General features: G+C 46.7%; 18 protein-coding genes and 1 tRNA gene. 18 read left to right on the top strand and 1 reads right to left on the bottom strand.

Annotated features, from left to right (window positions below):
- The first annotated feature begins 1 nt into the window (after window position 1).
- The 8 genes from EJV45_RS01370 (at window position 2) to EJV45_RS01335 (ending at window position 11,344) form a co-directional block, all read left to right on the top strand.
- Window positions 2-616: a deoxynucleoside kinase gene (locus EJV45_RS01370; RefSeq protein ID WP_129713857.1), complete on the top strand. Its 615-nt coding sequence runs from the start codon at window positions 2-4 to the stop codon at window positions 614-616.
- Window positions 617-626: 10 nt separating this feature from the next.
- Complete coding sequence (gene kdsB, locus EJV45_RS01365; protein WP_129713855.1) at window positions 627-1,364, top strand: 3-deoxy-manno-octulosonate cytidylyltransferase; 738 nt, start codon at window positions 627-629, stop codon at window positions 1,362-1,364.
- Between the two features lie 35 nt (window positions 1,365-1,399).
- Window positions 1,400-1,951, top strand: a complete 552-nt coding sequence (locus EJV45_RS01360) for a hypothetical protein (RefSeq protein ID WP_129713853.1) — start codon at window positions 1,400-1,402, stop codon at window positions 1,949-1,951.
- A 483-nt stretch (window positions 1,952-2,434) separates the two neighbouring features.
- Window positions 2,435-4,051: a CTP synthase gene (locus EJV45_RS01355; RefSeq protein ID WP_129713851.1), complete on the top strand. Its 1,617-nt coding sequence runs from the start codon at window positions 2,435-2,437 to the stop codon at window positions 4,049-4,051.
- A gap of 19 nt (window positions 4,052-4,070) precedes the next feature.
- Complete coding sequence (yidC, locus tag EJV45_RS01350; RefSeq protein WP_129713850.1) at window positions 4,071-5,864, top strand: membrane protein insertase YidC; 1,794 nt, start codon at window positions 4,071-4,073, stop codon at window positions 5,862-5,864.
- A 141-nt stretch (window positions 5,865-6,005) separates the two neighbouring features.
- Window positions 6,006-8,843, top strand: a complete 2,838-nt coding sequence (locus EJV45_RS01345) for a prolyl oligopeptidase family serine peptidase (protein ID WP_129713848.1) — start codon at window positions 6,006-6,008, stop codon at window positions 8,841-8,843.
- A gap of 39 nt (window positions 8,844-8,882) precedes the next feature.
- Window positions 8,883-10,055 (top strand): M14 family zinc carboxypeptidase, encoded by a 1,173-nt coding sequence (locus EJV45_RS01340; protein WP_129713846.1) that lies wholly within the window; start codon window positions 8,883-8,885, stop codon window positions 10,053-10,055.
- Between the two features lie 17 nt (window positions 10,056-10,072).
- Window positions 10,073-11,344: a nucleoside recognition domain-containing protein gene (locus EJV45_RS01335; RefSeq protein WP_129713844.1), complete on the top strand. Its 1,272-nt coding sequence runs from the start codon at window positions 10,073-10,075 to the stop codon at window positions 11,342-11,344.
- Window positions 11,345-11,559: 215 nt separating this feature from the next.
- On the opposite strand, the gene EJV45_RS01330 is transcribed toward EJV45_RS01335, so the two are convergent.
- A complete protein-coding gene (locus EJV45_RS01330; RefSeq protein WP_129713842.1) occupies window positions 11,560-11,751 on the bottom strand; it encodes a hypothetical protein in 192 nt (63 codons plus the stop codon).
- A gap of 358 nt (window positions 11,752-12,109) precedes the next feature.
- Between EJV45_RS01330 and EJV45_RS01325 the strand changes: the two genes are divergently transcribed.
- The 10 genes from EJV45_RS01325 (at window position 12,110) to EJV45_RS01280 (ending at window position 19,172) form a co-directional block, all read left to right on the top strand.
- On the top strand, window positions 12,110-12,511 hold the full coding sequence (locus tag EJV45_RS01325; protein ID WP_129713841.1) for an OsmC family protein: 402 nt from the start codon (window positions 12,110-12,112) through the stop codon (window positions 12,509-12,511).
- Window positions 12,512-12,619: 108 nt separating this feature from the next.
- A complete protein-coding gene (locus EJV45_RS01320; protein WP_129713840.1) occupies window positions 12,620-13,321 on the top strand; it encodes a DUF4198 domain-containing protein in 702 nt (233 codons plus the stop codon).
- Window positions 13,322-13,323: 2 nt separating this feature from the next.
- On the top strand, window positions 13,324-14,565 hold the full coding sequence (locus EJV45_RS01315; RefSeq protein WP_129713839.1) for a PepSY domain-containing protein: 1,242 nt from the start codon (window positions 13,324-13,326) through the stop codon (window positions 14,563-14,565).
- 109 nt (window positions 14,566-14,674) lie between these two features.
- Window positions 14,675-15,073 carry a MerC domain-containing protein gene (locus EJV45_RS01310; RefSeq protein WP_129713838.1) on the top strand — a complete coding sequence of 133 codons (399 nt, stop codon included), beginning with the start codon at window positions 14,675-14,677 and terminating at the stop codon, window positions 15,071-15,073.
- A gap of 58 nt (window positions 15,074-15,131) precedes the next feature.
- Window positions 15,132-15,758, top strand: coding sequence for an ABC transporter ATP-binding protein (locus tag EJV45_RS01305; protein ID WP_129713837.1), 627 nt, complete (start codon window positions 15,132-15,134; stop codon window positions 15,756-15,758).
- Entirely contained in the window at window positions 15,758-16,978 is a 1,221-nt protein-coding gene (locus tag EJV45_RS01300; RefSeq protein WP_129713836.1) for an ABC transporter permease, read from the top strand. Before EJV45_RS01305 ends, EJV45_RS01300 begins: the two co-directional genes overlap by 1 nt.
- Before the next feature lies 1 nt (window position 16,979).
- The gene (locus tag EJV45_RS01295) at window positions 16,980-17,423 is read left to right on the top strand and encodes a hypothetical protein (protein WP_129713835.1); all 444 of its coding nucleotides are present in this window, start codon (window positions 16,980-16,982) and stop codon (window positions 17,421-17,423) included.
- 52 nt (window positions 17,424-17,475) lie between these two features.
- Window positions 17,476-17,928: a Fur family transcriptional regulator gene (locus EJV45_RS01290; RefSeq protein ID WP_129713834.1), complete on the top strand. Its 453-nt coding sequence runs from the start codon at window positions 17,476-17,478 to the stop codon at window positions 17,926-17,928.
- A gap of 119 nt (window positions 17,929-18,047) precedes the next feature.
- Window positions 18,048-18,121 (top strand) — tRNA-Arg (locus EJV45_RS01285).
- Between the two features lie 310 nt (window positions 18,122-18,431).
- The gene (locus tag EJV45_RS01280) at window positions 18,432-19,172 is read left to right on the top strand and encodes an SDR family oxidoreductase (protein WP_129713833.1); all 741 of its coding nucleotides are present in this window, start codon (window positions 18,432-18,434) and stop codon (window positions 19,170-19,172) included.
- The last annotated feature ends 1 nt before the right edge of the window (window position 19,173 follow it).

The following is a 19,173-nucleotide window of genomic DNA, read 5'->3' as shown; positions in this document are numbered from 1 at the left end:
TATGCACATTGCAATTGTTGGGAACATCGGCGCGGGTAAAACTACGCTTACAGGCTTACTGGCTAAAAACTATGGCTGGGAAGCGCTCTATGAAGCGGTAGATAACAACCCGTATCTGGAAGATTTTTACAGTGATATGAAACGCTGGAGTTTCAATCTGCAGATCTATTTTCTGAACAGCCGCTTCCAGCAGATTGTCGATATCGAAAAAAGCGCACGAAATGTTATCCAGGACCGGACGATTTATGAGGATGCACATATTTTCGCGGAAAACCTGCATGAGATGAGTCTGATGACCACGCGCGACTATCAAAATTACCGGGCGATTTTTGACAACATCACCTCATTTATTAAACCCCCTGACCTGCTGATCTATCTCCGGGCTTCGGTCCCGACGCTGGTAAATAATATTCAGCGCCGCGGCCGGGAATATGAGGCGAGCATCCGGATCGATTACCTTTCAAAGCTTAATGAGAAGTATGAGAACTGGATACAGAATTATCAGTTGGGCCGCCTGCTGATCCTTGATAAGGACCGGCTGGATTTTAGTAATAATGTTGAAGATTTAAGCGCCGTTATCCAGGCTGTTGAAGCTGAAATAAACGGTCTTTTTTAACCGAACAGCTATGCCCCGTATCCTTGGAGTTATTCCCGCCCGTTACGCTTCATCGCGATTCCCGGGAAAACCGCTTACCGATATCGGCGGTAAGACAATGATCAGGCGTGTATATGAACAGGCCTGCAAATGTCCCGAACTGTCGCTCGTTGTTGTCGCAACCGACGATCAGCGGATAGCGCAGGAAGTTGAAAGTTTTGGCGGACGGTTTGTTATGACCGGCAATCAGCATCAAAGCGGTACAGACCGCTGCGCAGAAGTCATGGAAGTGCTGCCAGGATATGATGTGCTGATCAACATTCAGGGCGACGAGCCCTTCATAAACCCCGATCAGATCAGCTTACTGGCAGGATGCTTTGATGACGAGCGTGTCTCGCTCGCTACGCTGATCAAACCGGTTAGCGGCTCCGAAGAACTCTTTAATCCAAATATCCCAAAGGTCGTGATAGATCAATACCAGGATGCTATTTATTTCAGCAGGCATCCGGTCCCTTATTTTCGCAATGATGATGCTGAAAACTGGCATGAAAAACACCAGTACTACAAACATATCGGAATTTATGGCTACCGGGCAGCGGCCCTGCGGCAAATCATGCAGCTACCCCCATCCCCGCTGGAAACAGCCGAGAGCCTGGAGCAGCTCCGCTGGCTTGAGCACGGGATGAAAATTCAAACAAGGGTGACCAACATGGAAGCAATTGCAATTGACACACCCGATGATCTGAATAAGGTTTCAGGGATGATTTAGAAGGTCAGACAGAAAAAAAAGCTATCTTGGCAATCATGTATCACCTGAAAAAACTTCTGCCAGGCATGCTGGCCATTTTCTTTTTGTTCGCCTGCCAATCTGCCGAAAAAAAAGATAATAAGTCCGGCGCTACCAGCCTGCCACATGTGAAGGAAACAATGGCAAATTTCTCTGACAGTTTAAGTAAAGATCATTTCAAACTCGAACTGATCGGCAAAAAACCTGCGGAAACCAAACTCCTCTTCACCATAAAGAATGCCGCGGGTAAAGAAATTTACCGGACACAGATTGCCGCTAAAGCGCTGTTTGATAATTATGACACCGAATTGGATCTGAGTAAAGAAAAGAATCAGGTAACCTTTCTCCATGAAGAAGCGGAAAATTTCTTTGCCGAAGAGAATTTTCTGGAACCCGCCGTTGCCGAAAGCGAGCAGCCAGACGCTAACGTTCCTGACAAAGCCTTCTATAATGAACTGAAAAAAACCGGGCTGAACGGTTTCAAGTACCGCCTGGGTAAAGAAAGTAATCTCTACATCGCCTGGTCTGAGCAACTGCAAAAAGTTCAGGTTTACTATAAATGCTGCTGATCGGCTGATCTGCAAAATATTGTTTACTGAGCTTTTGCCTCGTTCCGGTAACGTTCCCGGAACTCTGATCAGACTTAGTGTCAATAGTACACTAAGAAGTTATATTTACCAGAATAATGCTGAATTGAGGCTAATATCTCGTCTGTATAAATTTATATAGTTGACTATCAGGCATTTGCAAGTTTTTTTATTTTTTTTGGGCTGAATGTAAGGCTGGTTAGGAATTTTAAATTAACTTTATCTTAGTGTAAAGAACAAGACATCTGTTTTGATGTCACCAGATAGAAGATCAGCCTGAACCCAATCTAACAAACCAAATATAATGAGCTGCCCGGTCTCCCCCGGGCATTTTTTATTTTGTGTCAGGCTGTAAATTATCTTATCAACAATAACCCCGAATACCCGCAATTTTTCTACCTTTGTATCCCGTACAAAATGCAAACCGGACCTGTTTTCAGGGACGGCCGAATAAACTCACAAATCATGACGAAGTATATTTTTGTTACGGGCGGTGTCACATCCTCTCTGGGTAAAGGCATCATTTCCGCATCATTAGCCAAACTCCTGCAAGCGAGGGGTTACCGGGTAACCATCCAAAAATTTGATCCTTATATCAACATTGATCCGGGAACGCTAAACCCTTATGAGCATGGCGAATGCTTCGTTACTGAAGACGGTGCCGAAACCGATCTTGATCTTGGTCACTACGAACGTTTCTTAAATGTTCCAACCTCGCAAGCCAACAACATCACCACCGGGCGCATTTACCAGAACGTGATCAACGCAGAGCGCCAGGGCGCATACCTTGGTAAAACTGTTCAGGTGGTACCACATATTACCGATGAAATTAAGCGCAACATGCGTATGCTGGGCAACAGTGGTGACTTTGATATTGTCATTACCGAACTCGGCGGAACAGTTGGCGATATTGAATCGCTTCCGTTTATCGAAGCCGTTCGTCAGTTTAAGTGGGAAGAAGGCGCAAACAATGCGATCGTGATCCACCTGACCCTGATCCCCTTTCTTGCAGCTGCAGGCGAGCTGAAAACAAAACCAACACAGCACTCTGTAAAAGCCCTGTTGGAATATGGCATTCAGCCGGATATTCTGGTCTGCCGTACAGAGCACCCGATCTCGCAAGACATCCGGAAGAAGATCGCGCTGTTCTGTAACGTAAACGTAAATGCCGTAATCGAGTCCCGGGATGCATCTACAATTTATGACGTACCCCTGCTCATGATGAAAGAGCAGTTAGACAAAACGGTGCTCAGCAAACTGAAACTTGCTCAGAAAAACGAGCCCGATATGGAGAGCTGGAAAGAATTTCTGGGACGTTTAAAGAATCCTACTTCAGAGGTTCGGATCGGGCTGATCGGAAAATATGTAGAACTTCCCGATGCCTACAAGTCGATCATTGAAAGTTTTGTTCATGCAGGTTCAAAGAACGAGTGTAAGGTTAAGGTGGAGTACATTCACTCTGAAGGTATTTATCCAGATAATGCGCATGAAAAACTCGGGCACCTTGACGGCGTTCTTGTAGCTCCGGGATTTGGCAGCCGGGGTATTGAAGGGAAAATTGACACGATTAAGTATGTGCGTGAAAATAATGTGCCTTTCTTTGGGATCTGCCTGGGCATGCAGTGTGCCGTGATTGAGTATGGCCGGAACGTGATCGGACTTGAGGGTGCACACACAACCGAAATAGAAGAAAATTGTGCACACCCTGTCATCAATATGATGGAAGAACAGAAACAGGTTACAGAGAAGGGCGGAACAATGCGCCTGGGCTCCTACCCCTGCGATCTTAAAAAAGGAACAAAAGCCTATGCAATCTATGGGCGCACACACATCACTGAACGCCACCGCCACCGTTATGAGTTTAACAGCGCCTATCTGCAGCAGTACGAAGACGCAGGTATGGTTGCATCGGGAATTAACCCGGAAAGTAAACTGGTTGAGATTATTGAATTAAAAAATCATCCTTTTTTCGTCGGCGGACAATTTCACCCCGAATTAAAATCTACCGTAGCAAATCCTCACCCACTTTTTGTTAAATTTGTCGCCGCTGCAAAAGAACACGCCAAAAAAGTGAGCAACTAAAAGCAGCATATCAATACTAATGGATAGAAATACATTTACAGGCCTCTTCCTGATTCTGATCATTCTTGGAGGTTCTTTTTACTTTTTTAAACCGAGCGAAGCCGACATCCAGAAAGAACGGGAGCGGCAAAAAACGGAGGCTCCTGCCAAATCGGCGGCAAAACCCGCCGGTGCTCCGGCAACCCCGGCCGTCCGTACACCAGATTCGGCGGCGCTGAGAGGACCTTTCGGATCAGCCCTGGCCGGTACTGAGCAAACTACCGTACTTGAGAATGAAAACCTGAAGCTGACATTCAGCAACAAAGGCGGGAGAATTTTTTCTGCTGAAGTAAAGGGAGCTAAGACTTTTGACGGTCAGCCGCTTATTCTCTTCAATGGCCCGAATAACAAATTTGGGCTGAAGCTGAATGCTGCAGGTCGGGTGTTCAATACAAATGACCTGTACTTTACGCCGCAAAAAAACAACAATGAGCTGACCATGCGTGCGGTTTACGGTTCGGGTCAGTACCTTGAATACCGTTACGCCCTGAAACCGGGATCAAATAAAGTTGACTTTGATATCAATTTAGTCGGCATGCAGCAGGTCATCAGCGGAAATAGCCTCACATTAAACTGGGAGTCGACCTTGCTGCAGCAGGAGAAATCTATTGAAAGTGAACACCGCTATTCTGCCCCCTACTACAAATATCTGAATGAAGGTGTTGATAACCTGAGCGAGGCAAAAGACGATAAAAAAGATCTGACCGAAGACAAGATTCAATGGTTCTCTTTCAAGCAGCACTTCTTCTCAGCAGTACTGATCAACAAGGATGGTTTTGAGAAAGGCAATCTTGAGGTCCGCATCCCGACCGGGAACCGTGAGGTTAAATGGTACGGCGCAAATATGGACCTGCCGTATACGCATCAGGCCAGCCAGGCTTACCGGATGGAGTTTTATTTCGGCACAAATAAATTTTCTGCTTTAAAGGCGCAGGGTTACGAGCTTGAAAAGCAGGTAAATATGGGTTACTGGCCACTGAAATACATCAACAGGTTTGTCGTGCTACCGGTATTTAATCTCCTGGAAAGCTTTAACTGGGGTTATGGGCTGATCATTCTGGTACTGACTGTGATCCTGAAGCTTGTTCTGATGCCGCTTACCTATAAATCTTATCTGTCAATGGCGAAAATGCGCGTACTGAAGCCGGAGATGGACGAGATCAAAGCAAAAGTAGGCGATGACAATCCGACCCTGGTTCAGCAGGAATACCTGAAGTTATATAAAAAGGCAGGTGTTAATCCATTAGGTGGGTGTTTACCTATGGTGCTGCAGTTACCGATCGTTATGGCATTCTTCTTTTTCTTCCCGAACCTTTTCGAACTACGCGGCGAAAGTTTTCTGTGGATGAAAGATCTTTCTACTTACGATGAATTTATCAAATTCGGTTTCACCGTTCCTTTTATCGGCGACCACCTGAGTCTGATGTGTCTGTTGATGACCGCTTCGCAGCTGCTTCAGGCTTACTACAATAACCTGACCTCGGGCAGTGCAGCAAACAACCAGATGAAATACATTGGTTATGTGATGCCGATTATCTTCCTGGGTGTACTGAACAGCTATCCTTCAGGCCTGAACTATTATTACTTCCTGGCAAACATGATGACCTTTGCACTGCAGTTCGTTATCCGCCGGATGATCGACGATGAAAAAATTCATGCGATGATCCAGGAAAACAAGGCCAAACCAGAAGATAAAAAGAAGAAATCAAAATTCCAGCAGCGTCTGGACGACTATATGCGTCAACAGCAGGCTTTGCAAAAGGGCAAAAAATAAAACAAAAAGAGGGCTTTTCAGCCCTCTTTTTGTTTTTACGCCCATTTTAAGCTGCGTTATGTAAAAATTTAATGCAAGATCTTCCTCCTACCATAAATATTTGCAATTTTTAAGGATTATTCATAACCCAAACAAATAAAAATGCGAAGAATATTTTTGCTGCTTTGCTGCTGCCTGGCTGGCACTGCCTATGGGCAAAAAAAACCACTTGACCATTCCGTCTACGATTCATGGGAAGCACCCGGCGACCGCAAACTGACCAGTGACGGGCAATGGTATTTTTATAACATCAACCGCCAGCAGGGCGATGCGACCCTCTACCTTGGCAATGCCCGCGGCACCTCCAGATTAACTGTTCCGCGCGGTAGCGATGCTGACTTCAGTGCCGACAGCAAGTATGCCGCCTTCCTGATAAAGCCTCACTCTAAAGATATCAGGCTGGCCAAAATCAAAAAGAAAAAACCTGCTGACATGCCTAAAGACAGTCTTGGCATTCTGACATTGGGCAGCAATACCGTAGTTAAAGTGCCCCGCGTAAAAACCTTCCGGTTTGCAGAACAGGGAGGTGCGTACCTTGCCTACCAGCTCGAAGCCGCAGCAGATACGTCAAAAAAACCCTCGCCCGAAGAGGCAAAGAAGAAAGACGCACGAGAGTTTAGTGACCTCATAGTAAGAAACCTGGCAAGCGGTGCCTTAAAAACTATCAAAAATGTCTCGGTCTTTGCATTTAGCAAAGATGGCAAACAACTTGTCTACGCAAGTCAGTCTTCCGCTAAAACACCTGATGTAAAACCCGGTGTTTATCTGCATAATCTGGAGAAAAATACGACGCGTGCACTCGTCAGCAGAAAAGGGAATTTTAATAATTTCGTTTTTGACGATGACGGAGAAAACCTGGCGTTTGTGGGGGAAACTGACCCTGAGAAACAGGAAATCAAAGACTTCAAAATTTACTTCGCATTCCCTTCCGCAGATACTGCGCAAGTTCTTGTTGATGGCGATATGCAGGGAATTCCCCAAAAATGGTCGGTTAGCGGAGAAGCCAGGATTGGTTTCAGTAATGATGGCAAGAAATTATTCTTCGGTATCGCCCCCGACAAAAAACCGAAGGATACAACTATCATCGAATCTGAGGTAGCCAAACTGGATATATGGGGCTATAAAGATGATTATCTGCAGCCAATGCAATTGAAAAATGCAGATCGCGAAAGTAAAAGAAGCTACCTGAGCGTGATCGATATATTCAACAGCAATCCAAAAGTTGTACGGCTTGCCGACGAACGTATGCCAGACGTGCAGCTGATAGATCGCGGGAATGCCGCATTCGTACTTGGTTCGACTGATTTCGGCCGGCGCACGCAGCAGCAATGGCTTGGCGGCACCAGCCGGGACTACTTCCTGGTCAGTACCACAGACGGGACAAAGAAAAAAATCATTGAAGACCTGAGCGGAAATGTAGAGGTTTCACCTGACGGCCAGTATGTGGTATATTTTGACCGTCGAAAAGGGAACTGGTATAGTTACATCGTGAAAAGCGGGCAGGTTGTTCAACTTAACCAGGGGATGCAGGAAAAATTTGCCGATGAATTAAATGACGTGCCTGACGACGCCCAGGCGTATGGCATGGCGTCATGGCTTGAGGATGACAGGGCAATTCTCATCCATGACAGATATGATATCTGGTCGTTCGCACCAGATGGAAAAGGTAAACCACGCAACCTGACGAATGGTTATGGCCGGGCAAACAAACTAACGTTCCGTTATGAAAACCGTAATACCCGATTTAACCGTCTGAATTTACCTTTCGGAGCATCCGATAATGAAGATCGCTTTCTAAAGACTAAACAGGATATTGTTGTAAGCGCTTTCAATGAAACAAATAAGGAAAACGGGTTTTACCGGATCAATACCGCGAGCGTCGCAAACCCTGAACCGCTTGTAATGGGCAAGTTTAAATATTCTACGCTAACGAAGGCAAAGAACGCTGAAGCCTATGTCTTCGACAAAGGGAATTACGTGGAGTCGCCGAATGTCTATATCAGTTCAGACCTGAAAAACGAAATAAAGCTGAGTAGTACAAATCCGCAGCAAGCTAATTACAATTGGGGAACTGCTGAACTCGTGCGGTGGACCACCCCGAAAGGCTTTAAGTCTGACGGTATCCTGTACAAACCGGAAAACTTTGATCCATCGAAAAAATATCCGATGATCGTTTATTTCTATGAGAAGTTATCTGAAACGCTTTATAGTTATCAGGCGCCTGCGCCCACGCCTTCGCGGCTGAATATCCCGTTTTTTGTCAGCAACGGTTACCTGGTCTTTGCGCCTGATATCAGTTATGAAATCGGCCAGCCAGGACCATCAGCTGTCGAATTTATCAACTCCGGAGTAGAAAGTCTGAAAAAGAACAGCTGGGTCGACGGCAGCAGGATCGGTATTCAGGGACAAAGCTGGGGCGGTTATCAGGTTGCTTACCTCATCACGCAGAATGATATGTACGCTGCAGCCTGGGCCGGCGCACCTGTGGCCAATATGACTTCCGCTTACGGCGGAATTCGCTGGGAAAGCGGCATGAACAGACAGTTTCAATATGAGCGGACGCAAAGCCGCATTGGCGCAACGCTGTGGGAAAAACCGGAGCTGTATATTCAAAATTCGCCGCTCTTCATGCTGCCTAAGGTGAACACCCCGCTTGCGATCATGGCAAACGATGCCGACGGCGCAGTGCCCTGGTACCAGGGTATCGAACTGTTCACCGGTTTGAAACGACTGGGCAAACCGGTCTGGCTGCTTAACTATAATGGCGAAGCCCATAACCTGGTGGAACGCCAGAACCGCAAGGACATACAGATACGTGAGCAACAGTTTTTCGACTATTACCTTAAGGGGGCTAAGGCTCCGCTATGGATGACCGGCGGGATTCCGGCAATAGAAAAAGGGAAAAGCTGGGGTTTTGAACTTACCGACGATAAACCATAAGATTTAACTCCGGCTTCAGGCCGGAGTTTTTTGTTCACCATGCAACATATTATCGATACCTATCATACGTTTGCTGAACCGGCAATAAAGGACCGGTTTTTCAAACATTCCGCACTGCAGCCCCTGCTTGATGTCCTGCCCGAAACCTTTTCGGTGGAAACGATCGGCCAATCGGCTGAAGGCCGCGCGCAGCGCCTCGTGATCTGGGGAGCAGGTCCTCTTACCGTGTTCTTATGGAGCCAGATGCATGGAGATGAGCCAACCGGCACGATGGTGTTATTCGACTTGTTCCGATTCCTGCAGTCTGCCCGGTTCCAAAATGAATGGCAAGCTATTGGCCGTACCTGTAAACTGGTAATCTTCCCAATGGTTAACCCCGACGGCGCCGAACGTTTCACAAGACGATCGGCTCAGGCGATAGATATAAACCGTGATTTTTTGCAGACAGTTACGCCCGAGGCAGCGCTGCTTCGTTACATTCGCGATAGGTTCCAACCCTCGTTTGGATTCAATCTTCATGATCAGTCAACCCTATGGAGCGTAGCTGATTTCGGAAAGCCTGCAAGCCTCTCTTATCTCGCCCCCGCCGATCAGGCTGATCTTAGCTTTGGCGCCGTCCGCACAAAGGCAGCGAACATTATTGCGGAGATCTTCGATCAGGTATCGCCGATGCTGCCCGGGCAGATCGGGCTATTTGATGATAGCCATGAACCGCGGGCCTTTGGTGATAATTTTCAAAAAGCCGGTACCTCTACCATTCTGATCGAAGCCGGCGGCCTTGAGCATGACAAGGACAAACAGGTTTTGAGAAGATATTTTTTTCTCTCCATACTTGCGGGCCTCAAGGCAATTGCTTTGGGCGCAGCTGATGCCGGCCGGCTGGAAGATTACCTCGCGATACCAAAAAACTCAGGCACATTGCTGCATATCATTATCAGAGAGGTACGGGTAAACGGGCTGACGACTGATATTGGACTTGTCTACGAGGAAAGACCTAACGATCAGGCTGATGGCGTTACGGAATACTATTTTATTAAGGATATTGGTGACCTTTCGGTTTACCAGGCTTATGAAGAGTTCCGGTCTGAGCAACTTTCGATAGATAACCCCGTAGCTTTCGAAGCGCCTGCAGACTTCAATCTGTATGATGGCAGCAATATTATTTTGTCTTTCCAAAAGGGTCTGAGAAACAAAAATTTCATACTTTCATAGCTTTAAACAAACATTCTATGGCATTAAGCAGGATATGGTCGGCATTCATCATTGTGGCGATCATTGTGGCGGGAATCAAATGTTTTTTCTTTGGTCAGTCAGACATTTTCAACTGGATGGTAGTCGGAAAAGCTGACGATGCTGCTAACCCGCTCAAAATGGACGGTGTAATTGAAACCTGCTGGACGGCTGTGAATATCTGTCTGAAGCTGATCGGCATTATGGCCCTTTTCATGGGTTTTATGAGTATCGCCGAGCAGGCAGGCGGAATCCGTTTACTTTCCCGCATTATTAGTCCGTTTTTTTCCAAACTGTTCCCCGAAATTCCAAAAGGCCACCCGGCAACGGGTCATATGGTGATGAATTTTTCAGCCAACCTGCTAGGGCTTGACAATGCTGCGACCCCCTTCGGGCTGAAAGCTATGGAAAGCCTGCAGGAGCTGAATAGCGACAAAAGCACAGCATCAAACGCACAGATCATGTTTCTGTGTCTGCATGCCTCGGGGCTTACGCTTATTCCGGTTAGCATTATTGCCGTACGGGCCTCACTCAATGCAGCAAACCCTACAGATATCTTTATACCCTGCATGATCGGGACTTTTATTACCACGATGGCGGCGATGCTGATCGTCTCGTACAAACAAAAGATCAGGGTATTTCAGCCTGTCATTCTTGCCTGGGTACTCGGCATTTCGGGAATTATTACCCTGCTGGTTTTGTATCTGAGAACATTAACAGCCGACGGCCTTCAGTCTTTTTCAGGTATTCTGAGCAACGGCATCATTCTGCTGATCTTTTTTCTGATCGTTCTCGGTGCGCTGTACAAGCGGATCAACGTTTTTGAAGCTTTTGTTGAAGGCGCGAAGGGCGGCTTTGAGACTTCGGTTAAAATCATTCCTTACCTGGTAGGCATGCTTATCGCGATCAGCCTGCTTCGCACAAGTGGAACGTTTGACATCATTATCAGCGGATTTAAGTATGTGTTCACAGCACTTGGATCAGACACCCGTTTTATAGATGGTATACCTACAGCCCTCATCAAACCTTTGAGCGGAAGTGGCGCGCGAGGCATGATGATCGATACGATGACCACGCATGGCGTAGATTCGTTTGCAGGCCGGCTGTCAGCAACCTTACAGGGTTCTACCGATACAACGTTTTATATCATCGCGGTTTATTACGGTGCGATTAATATTCGCAATACCAGGTATTCTGTTGGTGCCATGCTCTTAGCCGATCTCGTAGGTATTATTGCCGGTATCCTGCTTGCTTACTTTTTCTTCGGCTAACACGAAGCCGGCTGAATAACCTCCGCAGCGTGCGTCTGGATCATTTATTTCAGGGAATCCTGTTCCGAGCTGATTTTCGCTGATCGGGTATAGCGGATGTTACCATCACGCGCATTGCTCCAAGATGACCTGTGCACGAATACGGCTGGCGCATCTGGTTGTAAATGAATACCTGAATTAACCGATAGGTGCCTATCAGAAAAGGCACCGGGAACCTATGCGGAAATGTTTTTATTGTTTGCTGGATTATGCAGGATGTCGATGATCTGATCAATTGCCTCTGCTTCAATACCAATGGACTTTGACGATCTCCACTTTTCAGCCTTTTCATCCATCCATACACAAAAAGAATGATATCCTTCCAGGATCACAGCGTAGGTCTCATGAAAATCATCCTGAATTTTCATACAAAAGCCTTTAAAAGGCTTGCCGTTTACGTCAAATTGAAGTGTAAAATAATTGCTCAGCATCGCCAGGGAAATTTGGTCTTAATAATAACAAAAGTGCCTGCTAAATGTTTCGCTGTCATTACCGGATAATTAATTTTTTATTAAGCTGATAATCAGTGATTAGCTTGTACGAAGACTGTCATTGCATCCGGCCGTGTGATCAACGACCCGCGTAAATACGTCTGAAGAAACCACATATAGCCAAACGGTCATTTATCGATTAGCAGCGCCGTCTACGCTGCTTACTCCGGGTAAAACGGAAATCTGTTTTGGCCTTCGTTTCATTTAACAGATATTTACAGAAAAACAATTACATATGGCCAATCAACCGGTAACCGCAATCGTCGAACTCGACAGAAACAGATACAAAACAAAAATCTTTTCGGGCGGACATCTTATCTATGCAGACGAACCGGAGGCGCTTGGCGGTACGGATCAGGGAATGGCCCCCGCCTCACTCCTTCTGGCAAGCCTCGGCAGCTGCACTGCCATCACCGTGCGTATGTATGCTGACCGCAAGCGCATTCCGCTTGAAAGCATGAAACTTTCGCTTGAGATATGCGCCGAAAATGAAATGGATGCAGGCACCCGGATCAGGCGTACAATTGAGTTTTTTGGGGACCTTAGTGAAGATCAGCGCACGCTTCTGACGCAAATCGCAGACAAATGCCCGATTCATAAAATTCTCAGCAATCCAATCCATATAGACGCCGGCTAAGCCATGCTTTAAATAACAATTGCCAATTAGATTTCTTTTTATCTCGGTCCTGTATTACATTTGTTTAATTTTAATCAATCTAAATAAAGATTAATTCAGAACAGGGATATGAAAAAATTACTATTTGCAGTGTTTATTCTGCTAGCGACAACCGTACAAACATTCGCGCATGCGCTTTGGATCGAAACCCAAAGCCGGGGCGTAAAAGGTCAGAAGCAGGATGTGAAAATTTTTTTTGGCGAATATGCCGAAAACGAACGGGACTCAACTGCCAAATGGTTTAGCAACATGCGCAGTTTCCAGCTTGCGTTAACGGGACCGGATGGGAAACGTGTTATCTTGCCGGTTACACAGGAAAGCGGGTTTTTCAGCGCCTCATTTACCCCTGAAAAAGATGGCCAGTACTTATTAAGCGTGATGCATGAAGTGGATGAGGTTTACGATGGCGGAAAATTACAATACTATGCGCTTGCGGAAGTCAGCGTAGCAAATAAATCGCGATCAAAGAGCCCGTTTGAAACCTACTTTCATATCGGCGGCACCACCGGTGCAAAACAGGGGCAAGTCAGCACGATGAATCTTCAGTTTAACAAAAAGGCTGCAGTTGAGCAGACAATCACAGTCGTAGCGCCCGGAGCTAGGCCTGCAGAGTTGAAAACTGGGGCTAACGGTTCTGCAGACTTTAAACCAACCGCCGCCGGCCCTTATTTTTTTGAAGCGGTGCGCGAGGAGAAAAAAGATGGCACTCATCTTGGCAAACCTTATAATAAAATCTGGCACATGGTTACGCTTTTCACAGAAGTTAACTGATAATGTCTGTAGCCACAGAATCGAAAAGGAAATCGCCGGTTTTTGCGCTTCGCAATCTGCTGCGCAGGAAGAAAAAAACAAAAAAGTCAAGGTTTCGGCAAATTACCGACTGGCTGCACCTGTGGCTTGGTCTGTTATCGGGAATAATCGTCTTTATTATTTCTCTGACCGGATGCCTGTTCGTATTTCAACAGGAAATAAACGAATGGCTTCACCCTGAGGCTTTTTTCGTTGAGGCCCCTGCTTCCGGACAGCAGCCTTTGCCTTTGAGCATGCTTACCGGCAACGCAGAGGCCGCGCTTGGCGGCAAGAAAAAAATCAGCTTTATCACGACGTTCAGAGATGCAGACCGCGCATGGCACTTCGGAACCTATGCAGCCGGAGACCCTAATGCGTGGACGTACTTCGGAACCCTCGACTACTACGACATTGTGTCTGTCAATCCATATTCCGGTAAGGTAACCTACATAGCTGATTATAAATACGAATTTTTCAATGTCGTCAAGATGATTCACTGGAGCCTGTTATTAAATAACAATCCGGGGCAGATCATTGTAGGTGTAGCTACCCTGATTTTTGTTGTGTTGCTGATCACCGGACTCATCATGTGGTGGCCGAAAAAATGGAGCAAAACAAACCGGGATAAGAGTTTCAAAATAAAGTGGAAGGCCGGATTCAAGCGGCTTAATTACGACCTGCATAACGTGCCGGGCTTTTATGCCATGCTGGTTTGCCTGGTATTGGCACTAACAGGGCTTGTATGGGCATTTCAATGGTTCCAGCAGGCGGTTTATGTGGTAGCTTCGGGCAGCGTTACGCCGCCGGCGGTAAGGGCTGTTGCATCAGACAGCACGCAAGCTGCGTCAACAAATGCTTTTGACATAGCTTTTATGGCTGCCCGGAAGGCAATGCCAGATGCCGACCGTATCGGCATATCGCCCGCGGCGGGTGGCAAAGAAGCTGTCATCTATGCGAACGGTTACAAAGGACTGGAAACATACTACAAATCTGATGATCTTCAATTTGATCGGTTTACAGGGAAACTGCTCGACCGCCGCAATTACAGCCAAAAAAATAGCGGTGAAAAATTAATCGCTATGAATTATGATATCCATGTCGGTGCCATCCTGGGCCTTCCAGGTAAAATCCTGGCTTTTTTTGCCAGTTTCATAGCAGGCTCCCTACCCATAACAGGATTCATTATCTGGTGGGGGAAAAGGAAGAAGAAACGAGCGGGTCCTTAGTACACGCGCTCAGTCATTATCACGAAAGTGCAATAATGTTGCAATTAATAGCAACAACAAACAATTGCAACATAATTGCGTTTATATTCGCGTATTAATACATTGATTTATGACAAAGATCTTCCATCCCGACAGGCTGGGCATTACCGCTTCAGGCCTTTGCGCCATTCATTGTGCAGTTCTTCCGTTTGTTGTCAGTACACTTCCATTCTGGGGATTGGCTTTTCTGGCACATCCGGTATTTGAAGGCACAATGATCATCATCAGCCTCATGCTGGGTCTCGGTTCCATTGGTCACTCCTATCGTTTTCATCACCGCCGGCTCGGACCTTTATTTTTACTGGCGGCCGGCTTTTTATTCATCCTGTTAGGCCATCTGGTTGAGATTGAATGGCTGGAAAGCATCTTGGTTCCCTCGGGCGGCGTAGTGATTGCCTGCGCTCACCTGATCAATCTACGCATGAACAGGTCCTGCAAAATGCGGCGCGAGCTAATCTCTGAACAATAATGTTGCATGGTTACGCGCCAGATGACGCGTATATTTGAACATCTAACATAAAGCGAGCATGATTTCCATCAAGGAATTAACATATCACTACAAGAACGGACCAGCATTGCGGTTTCCTGACTGGCACATGCAACAGGCAGAGCAATGGCTGTTGCTCGGTGCTTCCGGCAGCGGAAAAAGTACGCTGATCAATATCATAAGCGGTTTGTTACGTCCGCGAACGGGACAGGTCATGATGGATCAAACATCCCTTTATGATTTCACTGCACGTGAACTTGACCGGTTCAGAGGGCGACATATCGGCATCGTTTTTCAACGGCCCCACCTTGTACGCAGCCTCACCGTGAGCGAAAATCTTGATCTCGCCCGCGCAATGGCGGCGTTGCCCGCAGATCGACAGAGAAACAGACAGCTGCTTTCAGATCTCGGACTGGCAGAAAAATCGGGTAGCTACCCCGACGAACTTAGTCAGGGCCAGCTGCAGCGACTTTCTGTAGCCCGTGCTCTTGTGAACAAACCGCTGGTGCTTATCGCTGATGAGCCTACATCCAGTCTTGACGATGAAAACGCCGAAAAAGTTATCGCCCTGCTCAGGGAACAGGCGAGCGCCAATGAAGCTACACTGATCATTGCTACACATGATAAACGCGTCCGCAATCACCTGAATAACGAATACCAGATCTGATGAATATCGTTCAAATTGCGGGCAAGAGCCTGCTAAGAAATAAATTAAATACTTTCCTGAACATTGTGCTCGTAGCGTTCGGTATTGGTATTTTATCCGTGCTGCTGCTCGCATCGTCGCAGATCAGCGATAAGCTGGAGCAGAATTCAAAAGATATTGACCTCGTAGTGGGTGCAAAAGGAAGCCCGCTTCAGCTCATTTTAAGCAGCATCTATCATATCGATTTTCCTACGGGAAATATCCCCGCTGCCGAAGCTGATGCCCTTGCGCATAATCCGCTGGTGAAAACCGCTGTGCCTCTTGCGCTGGGCGACAATTATGCAGGTCACCGGATTGTTGGTACCAACGCCAAATTCATTAGCCTGTATAATCTTAAGATCGCGCAGGGTCGCTACTGGAAAGAAGATCTTGAAGCAACAATCGGCAGCCAGGTCGCCGCCGAGACCGGCTTGAAACCGGGGGACAAGTTTTATGGTGCCCATGGCCTGAGTGATGCGGGCGATACGCATCGCCACAATGCTTATACGGTTGCCGGCGTGCTTGCAAGATCAGGGAACGTAACGGATAATCTGGTGCTCACGAACATCGGCAGCATTTATAAAATGCATGATGAGCATGAAGAGGCGGCGGGGCACGAAGAAGAACACGATGAAGCCGCACACGAGGCTGAAGGGACCGGTAAAGAAATCACAGCGCTATTAATTCAATACAGGTCGCCAATGTCTGTCGTCCTGTTTCCGCGCATGGTTAACCAGTCCACCAGCCTGCAGGCTGCCTCACCTGCAATGGAAAGCGCGCGTTTGTTCTCGCTTATTGGCGTAGGCGTCGAAACTCTGCAATGGTTTGCCGTCCTGATAATGGTGATCGCTGCACTCAGCGTATTTATAAGTCTTTATAATTCGATGAAAGAGCGTAAGTATGACCTGGCAGTCATGCGGTGCCTGGGTGCCTCCCGATCAAAAATATTTTTCCTGGTTATCCTTGAAAGTCTGTTGGTTACGCTGATCGGCTCAGTTGCCGGTTTGGCTATAGGTCATGGCGCGTTATATCTGATTGGCCATTACCAGGAATCATCACAGGCCCGCCTTGATCCCTTCTTTTTCAGCACAGGTGAAGCCTGGCTGCTTGTTGCAGGAATCGGCATCGGACTGATCGCCTCTATTTTACCCGCTATTCAAACCTACAGGGCAGATGTAGCGAAAATCTTATCAAAAAGCTGATATGAAAATCCGAAAACTAGTCTTCCTCTTTATGCTGTTTGCCTTTTCTTTTGAAGCTGCAACCGGGCAGGAGATTCATACCGAGTTAATGACGCCTACCTGGAAAAAGCTGGCTTTGAAACACGACAAACAGGTCGGAAAACTGAAGTGGGTTTCCGTATTTCCGGATGAATTAAAAGCGTTATCAAACAAAACAATCGAACTTCCGGGGTATATTTATCCTACCAAAGCAAGCCAGAAGTTTTCAGAGTTTTTGCTTTCAGTCGTCCCAATTGCGCAATGTCCTTATTGCGGTACGGGCGACATCCCGGAGATGGTCATGGTCAAAATGAAGAAACCGATTCCTTTCGATTCAGATCCGATCAAATTAAGAGGGCGGCTCTTAATTAACGTGAGCGATAACGGACAGCCCGCATTTACGCTGACTGATGCCGAGCTTCTATAATACGGCAGACAGAAAAAGCGCTATCTTTGCATGATAAATTCACTACAAGGCAATGAGTACAAATCAGCTTGAAAGACATGAAACCCTTCTTGTCAAGAACGGACTGAAAAAGACAGGCGCAAGGCTGCGTGTCCTTGATATTCTTTCTGCCAGCGATGCCGCGTCGTCGCAACCTGATATAGAACATATTGTTGGCAAAGAGATTGATCGCGTTACCCTCTATCGCATTCTTAAAACATTCGAAGAAAAAGGGATTATTCACCGGATTATTGATAATCAGGGAACAGCAAATTATGCTTTTTGCCATGAAGACTGCAGCGAGCATGCGCATCATGATGAACACCTTCATTTTAACTGCAGTAACTGCCAGAAGGTCTATTGTATAGAACACGCACATCTGCCACAGTTCAAGCTGAATTTGCCTAAGGGATTTAGCCTTCAGCAACTCAGTTTTATAGCAACGGGCTTGTGTGCGGCCTGTTCAGAAAAACAAAAACAGAGCTAATCTACTGTTAATCCGGCAGTTAAACAGATCACATTGATTTAAAAATAGTTTTGCCATAATCACAGTCAAATTCTATATTTGCAGCACGATTTTAGCCGGCGCTTCCAACCGGCAAAAAGGCCTCGGTAGCTCAGTTGGATAGAGCAACGGTTTTCTAAACCGTGGGTCAGGGGTTCGAATCCCTTCCGGGGTACAAAGCCACTCACAGAGTGGCTTTGTTGTTGATGAAGATAAGCAATCTATCACCCCGGGATGCTCAGTACATTAGTTCCGTATCTTTGCTCGCAAATTAAGCCTGAATCACTTTCCGACATAAGCGCCCTCCTCTTTTTTCTAAATGCGATATCGAACAAACGTGTTTCTAGAATCCGACCCATGATAATAAGCTTGATAATAATCATGATGACAGAATCGAAATCAATTGTTATCGCTTACTCCAAAAAGGCTACATATCATACCATTTTGGCTACACTGTAATTGATTCATTGCCAGAACTTCGCTTCATGAAAAACAGAATTGAGGCTAAAGTAGTAGCCATCACCGGTGCCAGCAGCGGCATTGGTCAGGCGACCGCGGAACGATTAGCAGCCCGGGGCGCAAAAGTTGTGTTGGGTGCACGCAGAACAGAGCGGTTAGCAGCGATTGTTGACGCCATTCAACAGAATGGCGATAAGGCCGTCTTCCTTGAAATCGACGTAACCTCCCGTCAGGATCTTATAAGGCTGGCCGACTTTGCTGTTGAGCAGTTTGGCAGGCTCGATGTGATCATTAATAACGCTGGTATCAGCCAGTTACACAAAATGGAGGAACTGGATGTAGAAGGTTGGGAACAGATGATCGATGTGAATCTGAAAGGAACTTTGTATGGCATCGCAGCGGCCATGCCGATCTTTCAAAAACAAGGGTCAGGGCATTTTATCAACGTAATTTCTACGGCTGGAATTTCAATAGTGCCTACTATGGGTGTTTACGCTGGCACAAAGAATGCGGTTCGAACCATTGGCGAAGCACTGCGCCAGGAATCAGAGGGACGCTGGCGGGTAACGGGCATCTCGCCAGGTTTTGTTGCTACAGAATTCGTAAGCCATATAAAAAATGAAGGCATAAGATCGAACCTGCAGAAAAGTGCTGATGATATGGCCATATCGCCGGATACTATTGCAGACGCTATTGTTTATGCCATTGAGCAGCCGGACAATGTTGATGTGGGGGATATTGTGATCCGTCCGGCTGTTCAGCGTTAAT

This window comes from Pedobacter sp. SYP-B3415 (genome assembly GCF_004138205.1).
Lineage (GTDB): Bacteria > Bacteroidota > Bacteroidia > Sphingobacteriales > Sphingobacteriaceae > Pedobacter.
This window is presented reverse-complemented; position numbering and strand designations above follow the sequence as displayed.